The 17349-nt window shown below is 41.4% G+C and carries 14 protein-coding genes; 13 read left to right on the top strand and 1 reads right to left on the bottom strand.

All coding sequences use genetic code 11. The features are described 5' to 3' along the window. Positions 1-17: 17 nt before the first annotated feature. Both JOC36_RS06000 and JOC36_RS06005 read left to right on the top strand, forming a co-directional pair. Positions 18-818 carry an MBL fold metallo-hydrolase gene (locus JOC36_RS06000; protein ID WP_205145598.1) on the top strand — a complete coding sequence of 267 codons (801 nt, stop codon included), beginning with the start codon at positions 18-20 and terminating at the stop codon, positions 816-818. Between the two features lie 58 nt (positions 819-876). Then, the gene (locus tag JOC36_RS06005; protein ID WP_205145599.1) at positions 877-2061 is read left to right on the top strand and encodes a S1C family serine protease; all 1185 of its coding nucleotides are present in this window, start codon (positions 877-879) and stop codon (positions 2059-2061) included. Positions 2062-2371: 310 nt separating this feature from the next. On the opposite strand, the gene JOC36_RS06010 is transcribed toward JOC36_RS06005, so the two are convergent. Beyond that, positions 2372-2782 (bottom strand): DUF1934 family protein, encoded by a 411-nt coding sequence (locus JOC36_RS06010; protein ID WP_205145600.1) that lies wholly within the window; start codon positions 2780-2782, stop codon positions 2372-2374. Between the two features lie 124 nt (positions 2783-2906). Here JOC36_RS06010 and JOC36_RS06015 point away from each other — a divergent pair, with 124 nt between their 5' ends. The 11 genes from JOC36_RS06015 to JOC36_RS06065 all read left to right on the top strand — a co-directional run bounded on the left by JOC36_RS06015 (position 2907) and on the right by JOC36_RS06065 (position 17283). Beyond that, positions 2907-4265: an HD domain-containing protein gene (locus JOC36_RS06015; protein ID WP_205145601.1), complete on the top strand. Its 1359-nt coding sequence runs from the start codon at positions 2907-2909 to the stop codon at positions 4263-4265. 39 nt (positions 4266-4304) lie between these two features. Then, positions 4305-5120 carry a Cof-type HAD-IIB family hydrolase gene (locus JOC36_RS06020; RefSeq protein WP_205145602.1) on the top strand — a complete coding sequence of 272 codons (816 nt, stop codon included), beginning with the start codon at positions 4305-4307 and terminating at the stop codon, positions 5118-5120. Positions 5121-5211: 91 nt separating this feature from the next. Continuing rightward, complete coding sequence (rpoE, locus tag JOC36_RS06025; RefSeq protein ID WP_205145603.1) at positions 5212-5787, top strand: DNA-directed RNA polymerase subunit delta; 576 nt, start codon at positions 5212-5214, stop codon at positions 5785-5787. 152 nt (positions 5788-5939) lie between these two features. Continuing rightward, positions 5940-7550 (top strand): CTP synthase, encoded by a 1611-nt coding sequence (locus JOC36_RS06030; protein ID WP_205145604.1) that lies wholly within the window; start codon positions 5940-5942, stop codon positions 7548-7550. A gap of 308 nt (positions 7551-7858) precedes the next feature. Next, positions 7859-9124 carry a UDP-N-acetylglucosamine 1-carboxyvinyltransferase gene (locus JOC36_RS06035; RefSeq protein WP_205145605.1) on the top strand — a complete coding sequence of 422 codons (1266 nt, stop codon included), beginning with the start codon at positions 7859-7861 and terminating at the stop codon, positions 9122-9124. 225 nt (positions 9125-9349) lie between these two features. Beyond that, a complete protein-coding gene (cshA, locus tag JOC36_RS06040) occupies positions 9350-10861 on the top strand; it encodes a degradosome RNA helicase CshA (RefSeq protein WP_239517553.1) in 1512 nt (503 codons plus the stop codon). A 108-nt stretch (positions 10862-10969) separates the two neighbouring features. After that, positions 10970-12478, top strand: coding sequence for an alanine racemase (gene alr, locus JOC36_RS06045; RefSeq protein WP_205145606.1), 1509 nt, complete (start codon positions 10970-10972; stop codon positions 12476-12478). 9 nt (positions 12479-12487) lie between these two features. Further along, positions 12488-12862: a type II toxin-antitoxin system PemK/MazF family toxin gene (locus JOC36_RS06050; protein WP_239517554.1), complete on the top strand. Its 375-nt coding sequence runs from the start codon at positions 12488-12490 to the stop codon at positions 12860-12862. 76 nt (positions 12863-12938) lie between these two features. Continuing rightward, positions 12939-15239: an RNA polymerase recycling motor HelD gene (gene helD / locus JOC36_RS06055; RefSeq protein WP_205145607.1), complete on the top strand. Its 2301-nt coding sequence runs from the start codon at positions 12939-12941 to the stop codon at positions 15237-15239. Between the two features lie 73 nt (positions 15240-15312). Next, positions 15313-16332 (top strand): tryptophan--tRNA ligase, encoded by a 1020-nt coding sequence (gene trpS, locus JOC36_RS06060; protein WP_205145608.1) that lies wholly within the window; start codon positions 15313-15315, stop codon positions 16330-16332. 18 nt (positions 16333-16350) lie between these two features. Continuing rightward, the gene (locus tag JOC36_RS06065; RefSeq protein WP_205145609.1) at positions 16351-17283 is read left to right on the top strand and encodes a Ppx/GppA phosphatase family protein; all 933 of its coding nucleotides are present in this window, start codon (positions 16351-16353) and stop codon (positions 17281-17283) included. Positions 17284-17349: the final 66 nt, after the last annotated feature.

Below are 17349 nucleotides of genomic sequence, written 5' to 3' on the forward strand. Positions count from 1 at the left end.
TTTAGAAAGAAGATACAATGGCGAGTGATTTTAAAGTATCGATGTTAGCATCGAGTAGTTCAGGAAATGTGACCTACATTGAAACGCCTGAACATAAGGTGTTGGTAGATGCCGGCTTGTCCGGTAAAAAAATAGCAGATTTAATGGGACAGATTGACCGTAATTTGCAAGATGTCGATGCCATTTTTGTGACGCATGAACATAGTGATCATATTGCAGGGGTAGGCGTTCTCGCTCGAAAATATGGGATGGATGTCTATGCTAATGCGAAAACTTGGTCGGTCATGCAAAATAAGATTGGTAAAGTCAAACCAGAACAAGTGCACGTATTTGAGCCCAATCAAACGCAACTGATGGGCGATTTAGACGTTGAAAGTTTTTCGGTGTCACATGACGCAATTGATCCACAATTTTATGCTTTCCATCATGCTGGTAAAACCTTTGCGATGTTGACTGACACTGGTTATATGAATGATATTAGTCGGAGCATGTTAAAAGACGCAGATACGGTTTTGATGGAAGCCAATCATGATTATGATATGTTGCGGATGGGAAGTTATGCTTGGCCCTTAAAACAAAGAATTTTGAGTGATCGTGGGCACTTATCAAATGAAGATGGCGCTTTAGCCATCGCCGATATTGTTGGACAACATACTAAAAATGTTTACTTGGGACATTTAAGTCCTGAAAATAATGAAAAAGCGTTAGCGCATCTAACTGTGACCGATGTTTTACAGTCTAAAGATCTTGGCGTTGACCATGACTTCTTTTTACATGACACATCGCCACTAGCCGCGACACGCTTACAAGAAATTTAAGCTACCGCAAAGCGGGCTTGTTATACTAAATTGTAAAAGCAATCAAGGAGACAAGGTCATGACAGACAAACAACCGACTGGTCGTAAAATGATGATAATCGGCTTGTGTGCCGGGTTGATTGGTGGAGGTGTTTCTGCCGGGGCGGTGACATATTTTGCCAATCAAAACCAAACTATGAATCAAACACAAACCAAAGAGGTTAAGGTGCAAGATTCTAAGGTTAAGGGGACTGCTTCAGCAACAAAAGCTTTTAATCAAGTGTCTGGTGCTGTTGTATCAGTGCTGAATTTACAATCTGATCAATCATTGTCAGCTGGCAATTTATTTGGTGAAGATACAAACCAGGATGATGATAAAACAACTGCCTCTGAAGGTTCAGGCGTAATTTATAAAAAAGCTGGAGATGCTGCCTATGTTGTGACTAATAATCATGTCGTTGATGGGGCAAATTCATTACAGGTATTGATGAGTGATGGTACCAAAGTTTCTGCTAAACTAGTTGGAAAAGATAAAACGACCGATTTAGCTGTGCTCAAAATTAGTTCCAAAGATGTTAAGCAAGTGGCCGAGTTTGCCAACTCTGCCAAATTGCAACCAGGGCAAACGGCATTGGCCATTGGTTCACCGTTAGGGTCACAATATGCAACATCTGTGACCGAAGGTATTATTTCAGCAACAAATCGTGAAATTGACGCAAAAGACTCGCAAGGGCAATCAATGGGCAAAGCAACGGTAATTCAAACGGATGCTGCGATTAATCCAGGTAATTCTGGGGGGCCATTGATTAACTTAGCTGGCCAAGTTGTTGGTATTAACTCAATGAAATTAGCAGGATCTGAAGATGGTACTGCCGTAGAAGGAATGGGCTTTGCGATTCCTTCTAACACCGTGACTCATATCATTGCTCAGCTAGAACAAAATGGTAAAGTGGAACGTCCAAGCTTAGGAATTTCACTTGTAGATTTGGACGCAGTCTCAACCCGTGATCAAAAAGATGTTTTGAAATTGCCTAATAATGCGAACGGGGTGGTGGTGATGAAAGTTTCAAAATTCTCACCAGCAGCGACAGCAGGACTTAAGCAATACGATGTGATTACAAAAATTGATGATACTAAAGTAACGGATGCAGCTAGTTTGCGTGAAGCTTTGTATAAGCACAAAGTTGGCGATAAGGTAGCGCTAACTTACTATCGTGATGGGAAACAACAAGAAACAACCGTTTCGCTAAACAAAAGTCAGTAAAACGGTTTAAGCGGATTATTCAGCCATAACTATGAATTTCAGATTTAAATGTAATTTTTTTGTAATGAAATATTTGGAGTTTCACGGTATACTGAACTTATCTGCTAGTATAAGCAGGTCTCATTACTCCCCAAAGTAATAAGTCGGAATATGTAACCCCCATTACATATTCTAAGGTGTCGGCATGCTTTAATGTCGACGTCGTTATTGCTATATTTCCCCCTCTTATAGTAATAACAAAAAGCCGTTCAAATTGAGTTATCTCTACTTTTGGTAGAAATAGTACAGTTTGAACAGCTTTTTTTTTTGCCTAAAATGTATAAGTGATTTGCATCTGATAATCACCAAGTGGAGATTCGTTCTCAATCAATTGGTAAGCGATATTGACGGTGCCTCCTTGGTTGGTCGTTTCTTGGGTGAGGGCAGTGGTTTTAATATCCAGAATGATATTGCCGGCCGGTGTATGATAATTTGTGTGGGTTAAGTGGTCGAGCGTAAATTGAAACTGGGTGTTTAAGATGCCACTTTGACGCATCTTGACTGAACCATCGTCAGCTAGCTTTAGCATCATTTTAGTTTCTGGTAGTTTGGGTTCTGGAGCGGCCTGCGTGTAACGCAGGTAGCGAGCATCGCCAGCTATGGTTAAACTACCGGGCTCATCAACGTCATAGATTTCTTGTTCATCCAAGCGATTAATCACACTATGCAGTGTGATCTGCACGGGAATTGCGGTGTTTTCTGGTAAATTTTCCATGTAAATGCTCCATTTTTTTATTAGTATTCTTATTATACCGTCTTTATGCGGTATAATGAACGTAAATGAAAAGATGGAGGCGTGGCCTTAAATGCAAAATGAAAAAATATTTCGAGACCCGGTTTTAAATGAAATTCATGTTTATGATCAGGTGATTCTGGATCTAATTGGGACCCCAGAATTTCAACGGCTCCGTCGTATTGATCAGCTAGGTGTGACAAGTTCAGTGTTTCATGGTGCTGAGCATTCACGATTTTCACATTCGCTAGGGGTCTATGAAATTGCTCGTCGCATTGAAATGCATCTAGAGAATTTTTATCCAACGCAAACGCCAGGTGATGGGCTGTGGGATGCTAACGAACGTTTAGTCTTGCTTTGTGCGGCATTGTTGCATGATGTCGGTCATGGTGCATATTCACATACCTTCGAACACATTTTTCATACGGACCACGAGGCTTATACGCAGGCCGTTATTCTTTCCGAGGAAACGAATGTCAATGCAGTCTTGCGGCAGGTTGCACCTGACTTTCCAGAAAAAGTGGCCCAGGTCATTGCTAAGACATATCCTAATCCACAAGTTGTGCAATTAATTTCAAGCCAAATTGACGCTGACCGGATGGACTATTTGTTGCGAGATGCCTTCTTTACTGGGGCTACTTATGGAAAGTTCGATTTGGCGCGGATTGTCCAAACCATCCATCCTTATGCTGGCGGGATTGCTTTTGATGAAAAAGGCATGTACGCGATTGAAGACTACGTTGTGTCACGTTATCAAATGTATGTACAAGTTTATTTCCACCCAGTCTCACGGGCCTTGGAAGTGCTCTTACAACATTTGTTGGAGCGAGCAAAAGTAGTTTATGATGATCGTCGAGAGCGCGGGCTTAGTACAGATTTTGTGCCAAAATTGTTGCAACCATTATTTTCAGGTGATTTGTCTTTAGAACAGTACTTGACCCTGGATGATTCTGTTTTACTGGCTGCGATTAATCAATGGCGCTTTGATGAAGACAGTGTTCTGGCTGATTTGTCACAACGTTTTTTGAATCGCGTGCCATTAAAATCAATCACCGTTGGTAAAGCACAGCGTCATTTGTTGCCAGAATTACGACGACTAGTTGAGGCAGCCGGGTTCGACCCACGCTATTATACTGCAGAGAATGATAGCTTTGACTTGCCCTATGATGCCTATAATCCTGATGCTAAGCAACAACGGACGCAAATTGAATTACGCCAACAAAACGGTAATTTGGTAGAGTTATCTGAAAAAAGTGCGTTAGTCAAAGCTTTGATGGGTCGCGAATTTGGCGATGCGCGCTTTTTCTTTCCAAGCGAAATGGTTAAAAAGCAAGCAACTGATGATATGATGGCGCCAATCTACGCTGAATTCCAACAATACATTGAGAATGGGCAGCTTGTTGAACCAGAAACGAAAAATAGTATAAAATAGAGCTAAAAGCAAATCCATGTGGATTGATGAGGAGTAAACATGATTAAGTTAATCGCAATTGATATTGATGACACTTTGGTGAATACCAGTAAAGAGATAACTGACCACGTCAAAAAGTCGGTCCAAGCAGCTACTGCAGCTGGGATTAAGATTGTGTTGACCACTGGACGTCCAGTGCGCGGGGTCCAAAATTATTTGAAGACCCTTGGATTGGATAATCAGGCTGATCAATATGTCATTGCTTACAACGGTAGTGTTGTTGAAACTACAACTGGAGAAGTTATCTTTTCTAAAGAAGTCGGAATGCCAGCATATCAAGAAATGACTAAGTTGGGTGATGCTTGGGGTGACGTATTAGTCCAAGCTGAAATGCTTGATGATATTTATACGACCTCACATGATATTAATCCCATGGCAAGTCGCGAAAGCTATTTTATGGGGATGCCAATAAAGGTTCGGGCTATGGAAGAAATGCCTGAAGATGGCGATTATGTTAAGGTGATGTTAATTGGCGAAGTAGCAAAGATGGACGACATTAGCGCGAAAATGCCACAAGACATTCAAGACAAGTATACAATCGTGCGTTCTGATCAATACTTTATTGAAATTATCAATAAGGAAGCCAGTAAGGGTGCTGGATTACGTGCGCTAGCTGATCATCTAGGAATTAGCATGGATGAAACGATGGCGATTGGGGACCAACAAAATGATATGTCTATGGTTGAAGCTGCTGGCTTCGGTGTGGCCATGGGTAATGCTATCGATGATTTAAAGGCAGCAGCTGATGCCGTTACTACGACACAAGATGAAGATGGCGTAGGGGTTGCAATCGACAAGTATGTGTTAGATAATTAATTAGTTATACTGATTTTTTGGGCCATTGCTCAGAACAGGAATATATTGTATGATTAAACATTGAAAAAGACTGCGAAAGGACGTGCGTGATTTGGCAATTACACAATTCGACGGCCAAAACCGATCAGAGCTCTCAATGATTGAGGTTGCTCGTGCGATTTTATCTGACCGTCATGAAACCATGGCGTTTTCTGATTTACTAAATGAGGTGCAAAACTTCACGGGTAAGTCAGATGAAGAAATTCGAGCGCGCTTGGCTCAGTTCTACACTGATTTGAATATCGACGGTTCATTTATTTCATTAGGAGATAATACTTGGGGCCTTCGTTCATGGTATCCAATTGATTCAATTGATGAAGCTGTGCATTTGGATTTGGATGAAGAACAAGAAAACAAGCCAAAGAAGAAGCGTAAGAAGATCAACGCCTTTTTGGCGGATGTCGATGATGACGATGATGTTATTGACTATAACGACGATGATCCTGAAGATGATGACTTTGGTGAAAACGAAGTTAACGCTGATGGTGCTGATGAAGATGATACCGAAGCCGACGATGAAGCTGAAACTGAAGAAGATGATTTGAGTGAAGTTTCAAGTGGAATTGGTGACGAAATTGTTGGCATCAAGCCCGTTGATGATGATTACGGTTCAGGTGATAAAGAATAATTATTGACATAATGATTATTATTCTGTATCATTAAGTTCCGGGCTCTTATATTATACATATAAGACAAGAAGAATTAGACACAGATTGCTCCCAACGCTAATGTAATTAGCATTGGGAGCCTTTTTATTTTCAAGACCTGGAGGACATTATAATGGCTACAAAATATATCTTTGTGACTGGTGGAGTGGTTTCTTCACTAGGTAAAGGAATCGTTGCCGCTTCATTGGGCCGGTTGTTAAAGAATCGTGGATTTAAGATTGCGGTACAAAAGTTTGATCCGTACATCAATATTGATCCAGGAACCATGTCACCTTACCAACACGGTGAGACTTTCGTTACTGATGATGGTCTGGAAACTGACCTGGATCTTGGTCATTATGAGCGTTTTATTGATATTAACCTAAACAAGTATTCAAATATTACATCAGGTCGTATTTATTCAGAAGTATTGGCCAAGGAACGTCGTGGTGATTATGATGGCGCTACGGTACAAGTTATCCCACACATCACAAATATGTTGAAAGAAAAGATGATGCGAGCCGGTGAAACAACTGATGCTGATATCGTAATTACTGAAGTTGGTGGCACGGTTGGTGATATTGAATCATTGCCATTTATCGAAGCTTTGCGTCAAATGAAGGGTGAAGTTGGTGCGGAAAACACTTTCTATATCCATACATCATTAATTCCATATTTGCGGGCCGCTGGTGAAATGAAGACTAAGCCTACGCAACACTCTGTTTCAGAATTGCGTTCATTGGGAATTCAACCCGATATGTTAGTTGTTCGAACTGAAAAGCCAATTACTGATGATATGCGTCAAAAGCTTGCTTTGTTTACGGATGTTCCAGCGAACGCGGTGATTGAGTCAATGGACGTAGATGTCTTATATGAAGTTGCCTTAAACATGCAAGCGCAAGGGATGGATGACGTTGTCTTGGATAATCTTGGTCTAGAGGCACCTGCTGCAGATATGTCTGGTTGGGTTGATATGATTAACCGCATTAAGCATTTGTCAAAGCACGTCAAGATTGCATTGGTTGGAAAGTATGCTGACTTGCAAGATGCATATATTTCAGTTAATGAAGCTCTTCGCGCCGGTGGTTATGCGATTGATGCCGATGTTGAAATTAATCCAATCAATTCAGAATTGATTAACGATGATAATGTGGCTGAAATGTTGGGGGATGCTGATGGTGTGATGGTACCCGGTGGCTTTGGTCAACGTGGAACTGAAGGTAAGATTGCTGCTATCAAGTATGCTCGTGAAAACAACGTGCCATTCCTAGGGGTCTGCTTAGGGATGCAAATGGCTAGTGTGGAATTTGCTCGGAATGTTTTGGGCTATGACGATGCCAATTCAATTGAATTAGATCCAGATACAACACATCCAATTATTGCATTGATGAATGATCAACAAGAAGTGACAAATATTGGTGGTACGCAACGACTAGGTTTGTATACCAATGACTTGAAGCCAGGTAGCCAAGCACATGCGTTATACGGTAAGGATGAGATCCAACAACGTCACCGTCACCGTTACGAATTTAATACTGACTTCAAAAAGGAATTTGAAGATGCTGGGATGGTCTTCTCAGGTACTTCACCTGATGGTAGCTTGATGGAAATCATCGAATTACCAGAAAACGATTTCTTTATGGCTGATCAAGCTCATCCAGAATTCCAATCACGACCAAATCATGCTGAACCACTTTATCAAGGCTTTGTGACTGCGGCGCTTAAGCATCACGAATCAAAATAAGACGTTTTCAGACGTGACAGATCGGTTGTTAATGGGAGAAAAAGGCGACCACATATAGACGTGTGGTCGCCTTTTTTTTATACATATATTTTAATTTAGTGTAGATTGTTTACGAGAAGTTTAAGCCTGCTAAAATAACTACAAATTATAGGTGAATATGCGTTAAACTATAAGAAGTGATATTTTGGTATTAGCATATTTGCCAAAATTCTAATAAATGAGTTTAATTTGAAATAAGGACCATTCTGGTCATCGATTATAGTGATAATTGCATGGGAATCGGCTCATGCAAATTGAGGAGAACGATTATGAAAAAGTTAGTCATTCGTGGTGGTCGCCCACTGAGCGGAGAAGTGACAATTGGCGGAGCCAAGAATTCAACAGTTGCCTTAATTCCGGCAGCAATTTTATCTGAAGACCCTGTCCATTTTGATGGTATGCCTGATATTTTGGATGTATACAATTTGCAAGTGATTTTGGAGTCAATGAATGTTAGTTCTGAATTTTCAGATGGTAAATTGACGATTGATCCAACCCAAATTGTTGAAGCTGAATTGCCTTCAACAGCAATCAAGAGTTTACGGGCATCATATTATTTCATGGGGTCTTTGCTTGGACGCTTTGGGCGTGCCACGGTGACTTTCCCTGGTGGCGATAATATTGGACCACGTCCAATCGATCAACACATCAAAGGGTTTGAAGCGCTGGGTGCGACAGTTCGTGAAGAAAATGATACGATTCATATCGAAGCTGAGCATGGTCTTAAGGGGGCTCATATTTTCTTAGATATGGTTTCCGTTGGGGCAACGATGAATATCATTTTGGCAGCTGTGCATGCCGAAGGTGTGACGATTATTGAAAATGCGGCTAAAGAGCCAGAAATCATTGACCTAGCTACTTTCTTGAATAACATGGGTGCTAAGATTCGTGGTGTTGGTACGGATACAATCCGCATTACTGGTGTTGAACATCTTGGTAGTGAGACAACGCATACGGCTATCCCCGACCGGATTGAAGCTGGTACGTACTTGGCCTTAGCTGCGGCACAAGGTGAAGGTGTACTTGTTAAAAATGTTATTCCAGAACATTTGGAAGCTTTCATTTCTAAAATGATTGAGATGGGTGTTGATTTAGATGTCCGTGAAGATAGCATTTATGTGCCAAAGACAACACATCTAAAGCCAATTACCATTAAAACAGCACCATATCCAAGTTTTGCGACTGATTTGCAACAACCAATTACACCATTGCTTGGTAAGATTGATGGAACAAGTCGTATTTTTGAAACCATCTATCCGGAACGGACACGTCATATCCCAGAGTTAAACAAGTTGGGAATGAACATCGAAGTGAAGAATGAAGGTGAGATTGATGTGCATCCTAGTCATGAATTGCATGGTGCTCAAGTTTCTGCTGAAGAAATTCGGGCGGGGGCTGCGTTAGTAGTCGCTGGATTGATGGCTGACGGTGTCACTGAAATTTCAAATGCTGAACATGTTTTGCGTGGTTATGATCGTTTGGTGCACAAGCTAACGATGTTGAATGCGGATATTAAAATTGAAGATGACTTTTAAGTAAAAAAAGATTGATTGCAGATGAGCAACCAATCTTTTTTAATTTGTTTTTACTTGATTAATGCAGTGTAACAAGATAGAATAGACAAGTTACATTTAGAAAGCTGATTGCCAAGACTCGGCGCGTTACGAACACCGGATTGTGTTTAGCCTGAGGATTGATCAATTAACTACGATACAAAGAGATGATGATGGTTTAGAGCTATCATCCCTGGAGGATATATTTTGAAGTTTGCAGAATTAGGTCTATCAGATGACCTGTTGACAGCCATTACAAAGCAAGGCTATGAAGAAGCTACCCCAATCCAAGAAAAGACGATTCCATTGATTTTAGATGGAAAAGATGTGATTGGCCAAGCTCAAACTGGAACTGGTAAAACCGCAGCCTTTGGTTTACCAATTTTACAAATGCTTGATGAGAACGTGATGAAGCCTCAAGCATTGGTTGTTTCACCAACACGTGAGTTGGCGATTCAAACCCAAGACGAGATTTTTAAATTAGGCCGTGACAAGCATGTCAAGGTCCAAGCTGTCTTTGGTGGTGCAGATATTCGCCGTCAAATCAACGGCTTAAAGCATGGTGCTCAAGTTGTTGTGGGTACTCCTGGTCGTTTACTTGACCACATTAACCGTGGCACCGTTGACCTATCAAATGTGAAGACACTTGTGTTAGACGAAGCGGACGAAATGTTGAACATGGGCTTTTTGGATGATATTGAATCAATCCTAAAGGCTGTTCCAGACAAACGTCAAACTTTGTTGTTCTCAGCCACAATGCCACCTGCTATTAAGCGGATTGGTGTGCAATTCATGAAGGACCCAGTTCATGTCCAAATTGAAGCAAAAGAACTAACGACTGACTTAGTTGACCAATACTATGTTAAGGTTCGTGAAAATGAAAAGTTCGATACATTGACGCGTATTTTGGATGTTCAAAATCCAGAATTGGCGATTATGTTTGGACGGACAAAGCGCCGTGTTGATGAATTAACACGAGGACTTGAACTTCGTGGTTACAATGCCGCAGGTATTCACGGTGATTTGACGCAACAAAAGCGTTCACAAGTTTTGAAGCAATTCAAGAACGGTGAAATTAATATCTTAGTCGCAACTGATGTGGCGGCGCGTGGTTTGGACGTTTCAGGTGTGGACTATGTTTATAACTTTGATATTCCACAAGATTCTGAATCGTATGTGCACCGAATTGGTCGTACTGGTCGTGCCGGACACACGGGTACTTCAGTAACCTTTGTGACAAGTGCCGAAATGGATTACTTGAAGGATATTGAAAAGCTAACCAAGAAGCGGATGCAACCATTAAAGCCAGCTACTAAGGAAGAAGCAATTGCTGGTCGTTTGGCTAAGGTTGGTTCTAAGGTTGAAAAGTTAGCTGATGAAGCTAACCCAGCATTAGCCGAAGAAGAAGTGAATAATTTGGTTAACAAGTATGATGCCAAGACATTAGCGGCTGCTTTGCTTGGTTCTGTTGCGAATATTGATGATATGGACACGCCATACTCATTGTCTCGTGAGCGTCCATTGCCACGTAAGCGTTACGGTAATGGTGGCGGTGGTAACCGTCGTTCAGGTAACGGTGGTGGCTATCGTGGTGGTAATCGTCGTGACAATGGTCATGGCGGTGGCAACCGTCGCTCAGGAAATGGTGGATCTGACCGTCGGGGTAATGGCGGACAATCACGTCGTTCACGCGACTTTGTCATCAAGAATAAAGACTAATATAAAAAGTACAACTCATAATGAGTTGTACTTTTTTTGTTTATGAAAATTTTAGAGTGATGATTTGAAGGGAAATAGCGTATAATAAAGTGACGATAGGAGGTCGGTATGCTTAATGGTATAGGAACGGACATTCAAACGATTAGTGCAGTAATGAAGACAGCAGAAAGAACGCCGCGCTTTATTGATACAGTATTAACCCCAAATGAACGCGCAATTTATGATCAACGCAAGGGGAAGCATCAAGGTGAATTTTTAGCAGGACGCTTCTCAGCTAAAGAAGCTTTTAGTAAGGCCCTGGGGACTGGGATAGGTTCTAAAGCTGGCTTTTTGGATATTGAAATTTTGTCGGACCAACAAGGTGCGCCAGTGATAACAAAAATGCCAGAGCTTGGTGCCGTTAAAACACATATTTCAATTTCACATTCAGGTGATTACGTACATAGTTTAGTCATATTGGAGCAAGACATGAGTAAGGAACAAGAGCCACAGATGCTTGACCGTCAACCAATTGCTAGTCATCGACCAGCTTGGTTAGAGGTTTCAAAGTCAGCATTATTACATAATATTGATTATATTAAAGACTTAACACAAACTGAGCGTTTTTGTGCGGTTGTTAAGGCAAATGCCTATGGACATGGTTTAGAGCAAGTTGTACCTATTTTACAAGCAGCGCATGTAGATTATTTTGCAGTTGCCACCATGGATGAAGGCATCTGGTTACGTCAATTTGGTGTAACAGAACCAGTGATGATTTTAGGGATGACTCCTGCTAAATATGCCGATGAATTGGTAGAAAATGACTTAGTTGCAGTTGCAGGAAGTTTGACATGGTTAAAAGCGGCTTTAGCGGCGAAGACGAGTTCTAAAATTTTAAAGGTGTCTGTCCCCGTCGATACAGGAATGGGGCGCATTGGACTCCGTACTCGGGATGAGCTTACTGAACTCATCACCTTTATTAATCAACAAGCGGATGTTCACTTTGATTCGATTTGGACCCATTTTGCAACGGCTGATACCACGAATCAAGCATATTTTGATCAACAAGTTACCAAATGGCATGAATTAACTGATCAACAAAATATTCCAGAACATACTTTACGACACTTAGCTAATTCTGGAACATCACTGTGGCATGAGTTACCTAGCCACGATATGATACGGGTCGGTGCCGGAATGTATGGCCTTGATTCATCGCAAGGACAATTAGCAAGGCGTCAGTTACAACCGGTGATGCGGCTAAAAGCAGAATTGGTTTATGTTAAGCAAGTGCCTGCAGGTAGCTCAATTTCTTATGGGGCAACTTATACAGCAAAAAGAGATGAATGGATTGGAACACTACCGATTGGGTATGCTGACGGTTATTCGCGGGATATGCAAGGAATGCAGGCTTTGCTACCAGATGGACGGACAGTCGAACTCATTGGGCGCATTGCTATGGATCAATGTATGGTTCGGCTACCTGAGGAAATGCCAGTTGGGACAGAGATTACCCTACTAGGTCAAGCTGGTGACGCCACTATTACTTTGGAGGATTTAGCTGACCAAGCTGACACGATTCCATATGAGATTGCCACGAGTATGGCACAACGTTTACCACGACGAGTCGTAGAGTAGGAGCAGAAAATGGGAAAATATGTGGACATTAAACGTGGCGACATTTTTTTTGCAGAACTTTCACCTGTGGTTGGTTCGGAACAAGGTGGTCAACGGCCGGTTGTGATTGTGCAAAATGATGTCGGAAACCATCATTCACCAACCATTATTATGGTACCAATCACGGCTCAAATCGATAAGCCACGTTTACCGACGCACGTCGGTCTCCCAGCAGAAATTGAACACACTGGGATTAGCCGTGATTCAGTTTTGTTGGCTGAACAAGTACGTACGCTGGATAAGCGACGGTTACAAGATAAAATTGGGGTGGTTCCTGAAGAAATTATGATTACTCTAAACCGTGCCTTGGCGATTAGTTTGGGGTTAAATGAGTTAACTGAATAGCCAAAACCTTGGCTAATATATGTGAAAGGCATTGGTTTTTTCCAATGCCTTTTGTGCTTTTAGAAAGGATGGGTTGATGGAGACACGTGAATGGAAAATGGAACAGCAACGTTTAGAACGCGTGAGTGATGAAATTGAGCAACAGCTAACTAAGGCTGAGCAAAATTTTGATCAGGCCCATGCAGAAACGTATGCGGTTGAAACGAATTATGGTGCTAACACGTCAATTAATACAATTGAAGAAGATGACGCGATGGAAACCAATGCGGAAATTCAGCAGCAACGAAATATTGTGGCGCGGGTAACCGAAACAGAGCAAATCATGCAAAACATGGTTACTACGTTGCATAATTTGAAAGCGAGCCCTTATTTTGGACGGGTTGATATTGTTGAAGATGGCGAAGCTGAAAGTTTATATATTGGTTTGGCATCATTGCAAGATGAGAATGGGGAGTTCCTGATTAACGATTGGCGGGCGCCCATTAGTGGAGTTTATTATAATGGTGCCTTAGGTGAGGTCACTTATCCAACTCCGCTCGGCGATCAAGTCGCAAAATTAACGAAAAAGCGGCAATTTAAGATTACGGGTCGTACGATTGAGAACATGTTTGATACAGACGTTACGATTGGCGATGAAATGTTGCAAACGGTTTTGGGCGAGCAAAATGATCAAAAAATGCATAATATTGTTGCGACGATTCAACAAGAACAGAATCAAATTATTCGCGATACTGAGAGTGATTTAATGGTTGTTCAGGGAGTTGCAGGTTCTGGTAAGACCTCAGCGATTTTGCAACGTATCGCATTTTTATTGTTCCATGCTCGTGAAAATTTGAATTCTGATCAGATTGTCTTGTTTTCACCAAATCGTCTTTTCTCAAGTTATATTTCTGACGTGCTACCTTCACTAGGTGAGCGTAATATGCGGCAGGTTACAATGAGTGAGTTTTTGACGGCGCGGTTGCAAGGGCTCACCGTACAAACCTTGTTTAATCAATATGAACAAGATCAAGGACCAAGCCAAGCAATTCGACAACGATTACAACAAGCACTTGAGTCAGCTGACTTAGTTACTGCTTTGCAAGAATATCTAATACAATTGACGAGTGATCAGATTGTCTTTACGGATATTTATTTCCAAGGTGAAAAGTGGTTTAAAGCGAATGACTTTAAAAATTATTATGACCGATTGCCAACTGCTTATCCTGTCGTAGAGCGGATTGGGATGACGCGAAAACATTTTTTGGAGAAGTTACAAGCGCAAATAGAGACTGAACAACAAGCTGATTGGGTTTTGGATGCGTTAAATCAACTCAATGATCATGAATATCAACGTTTGTTAGATGAAGATGTCGATGTATTAAACGAAGCAGATGTCGATATGGATGAGACCATTAAACATGTCGCGACCGCTTATCTGAATGAAGTTTTTCAACCAATTGACGATGCGCTGTATAATACGCAATTTGTTGATGTCTATCAGCAATTTGCGGACTTTTTGACTTATCTAGGTCATTTACAGTATGCAGAAATTGATGAAAAGTGGTGGATCACGAAAGCCCAACGCTTCTTATATCAATTAGAGCAACACCAAATCGATTATGAAGATGCAGTTCCAGTCTTACTTTTACGTGATCTTATGACCGGTAGTGGGACGAATCAATTTATGCAATATGTTTTCGTTGATGAAATGCAAGATTATGCAATGCTACAAATGTTGTATCTGAAACATGCCTTTCCAAATGCGAAGTTTACGCTATTAGGGGATGCTGAGCAGGCCTTATTCCGGCCGATTCAAACACCCGAAGCGCTGATGGATGAGTATGCAGCAGCGTTTCAAGTTAAAAAACAACGTTTAATTAAATTGACGAAGTCTTACCGTTCAACTCAGCCGATTATGAATTTTGCCAAGGCATTGTTACCAGATGGGGCTCAAATTGAAGCCTTTCAACGGGATGGCAATCAGCCTCGCTTGATTACAACAACGCTTGAGAATGAGGCACACATCTTGGCAGAGGTGATTCAACAATTGCAAGAGACACAAAAAACAATTGCGATTCTAACGAAGACTCAAGCTCAAGCAGAAACAGTCAGTGCATATTTGGAAGCTCAAGCGATTCAGCATCAATTACTTGATGCTGATGACCGAACCAGGACAGAAAATATATTGGTGATGCCAATTTATTTGGCGAAAGGGTTAGAGTTTGATGCGGTGATTGGTTATGACGTGTCTGAGACAAATTATCCTGGTGAGGCGTCACGTGGGCTTTTGTATACATTGGCGTCACGAGCAATGCATGAGTTAGTTTTGATTAGCGTTGGTGATGTTACCCCACTCATTTGGCAAGTCGCTGATACCCTCCAAATTGAAACGTAATGCGGTTGTTATCAAGCTTAAAAAAACCTACAATAGTAAGGACATATAAAATACAGAAGACGAGGAAGCGCACATGACGGAAAAGCAAGTGTTATTAACTGGTGACCGCCCTACAGGGAAATTACATATTGGTCATTATGTTGGCTCATTAAAAAAACGTGTAGAAATGCAAAATTCAGGCTTGTATGATCCCTATATTATGATTGCGGATAAGCAAGCTTTTACAGATAATGCGCGTAATCCTGAAAAAATTAAAAACTCTCTTTTGGAAGTTGCATTGGACTATTTAGCAGTTGGCTTGGACCCTCAAAAATCAACGATTTTCGTTCAAACTGCGGTACCACAACTTTCAGAGTTAACGGAATATTTCATGAACTTGGTTTCGATTGCACGTTTGCAACGAAACCCAACCGTTAAGGCTGAGATTCAACAAAAAGGTTTTGGTGAAAGTATTCCAGCTGGCTTTTTCAATTATCCAATTTCGCAAGCGGCTGATATTGCCATGTTTAAGGGGCAAGTTGTGCCAGTTGGGGATGACCAAGAGCCAATGCTCGAGCAGACGCGTGAAATTGTACGTTCATTCAATAGCATTTATGGCGTAGATGTATTAGTGGAACCAAAGGGGATTTTCCCACCAAAGGGCCAGGGTCGCTTGCCTGGTTTGGATGGTAACGCGAAGATGTCAAAGTCTTTGGATAATTGCATTTATTTGAGTGATGATGCGGATCAACTATGGCAACGCGTGCGGTCGATGTATACGGACCCTGAACACGTACAAGTAAGTGACCCAGGCCATGTTGAAGGTAATATGGTCTTTACTTATTTGGATGTCTTTGATCCAGATAAGGATCAAGTAGCAGCCTTAAAGGAACAATATCAAGCTGGTGGGCTTGGTGATATGAAGATTAAGAAGTATTTGTTTGAAGTTTTGGATGCTGAATTAGCACCAATTCGTGAACGTCGTGCTGAATATGCCCAGGATTTGCCAGCCGTTTTGGCGATGCTTGAAGCTGGTTCAGCTAAGGCGCGCGAAAAGGCCGACCAAACTATGCATGAAGTTCGTGATGCCATGGGTATTAATTACTGGGGCTAATAGATAAGGGGTACAACGATGAGTTACTTAGCAGTGATTGATTTTGGTTCAAATTCAACCCGCATGGTCATTGAAGAGCTTGATGAACAAGGCCAATTTACGGAATTAAAGCGTCGTAAATTGGACACACGAATGGCGCAAGGGATGGATCAAAATGATGGCAATTTAACGGATGCGGCCATTCAACGGGCGGTTGATGCATTGCTTGAATTTAAAAAAGATTATGAACGTTATCCAGAAATTGAACTAGAAGGGATTGCTACTGCTGCAGTTCGTGAAGCCCATAATCAGGATGTTTTTTTGAACCAAGTCCTTGATGTAAGCGGGATTGAAGTCCGCGTTTTGACTGGTGATCAAGAAGCCTATTATGATTATTTGGGAGCGATGTGTGCCCTAGATGTTGATGATGCCTGGTTGTTAGATACGGGTGGTGCTAGTGTAGAATTAGTTAGCATCGAAGATCGGATGGCTGATAATTTTGTCAGTTTACCTTTTGGTGCAGTTAATTTAGCTGAAAAATTTCATTTGAACCAGGAGAAATTGGATCCCAAAGATGTTCAAGCGGCTGTTAATTATATTGAAAATCAATATGATCAACTCAGTTGGGTTAATGACAGCGAAGAGCCACTCCCAATTATTCTTTTGGGTGGTGCCAACCGATCATTGGCTCGATTGGATCGCTTGCGGCATGGTTATGATGTGAAACAAGACTTCCATGGTTATCGGATGAGTGTTGATGATGTGATGGCGACGTTTGATGAATTATTACATGCCTCATTACCAGAGCGACAAGCGGCGCTGGGCACTGAAGCTAACCGCGCTGACATTATTATTAGTGGTTTATTACCATTAGTTGTGTTAATCCGTGATACAAAGGCTCGCGAAGTTATTTTTTCTTCGTCCGGTGTGCGTGAAGGATTGTTACAAGAATATCGCATGTCATTAAATTAATAATGCGGGTAAAGACCATTAATTTGGTCTTTTTTTTTGCGGGGGCATTGCTAGTATTACACTTGA

This window comes from Weissella uvarum, assembly GCF_016908785.1.
Lineage (GTDB): Bacteria > Bacillota > Bacilli > Lactobacillales > Lactobacillaceae > Weissella > Weissella uvarum.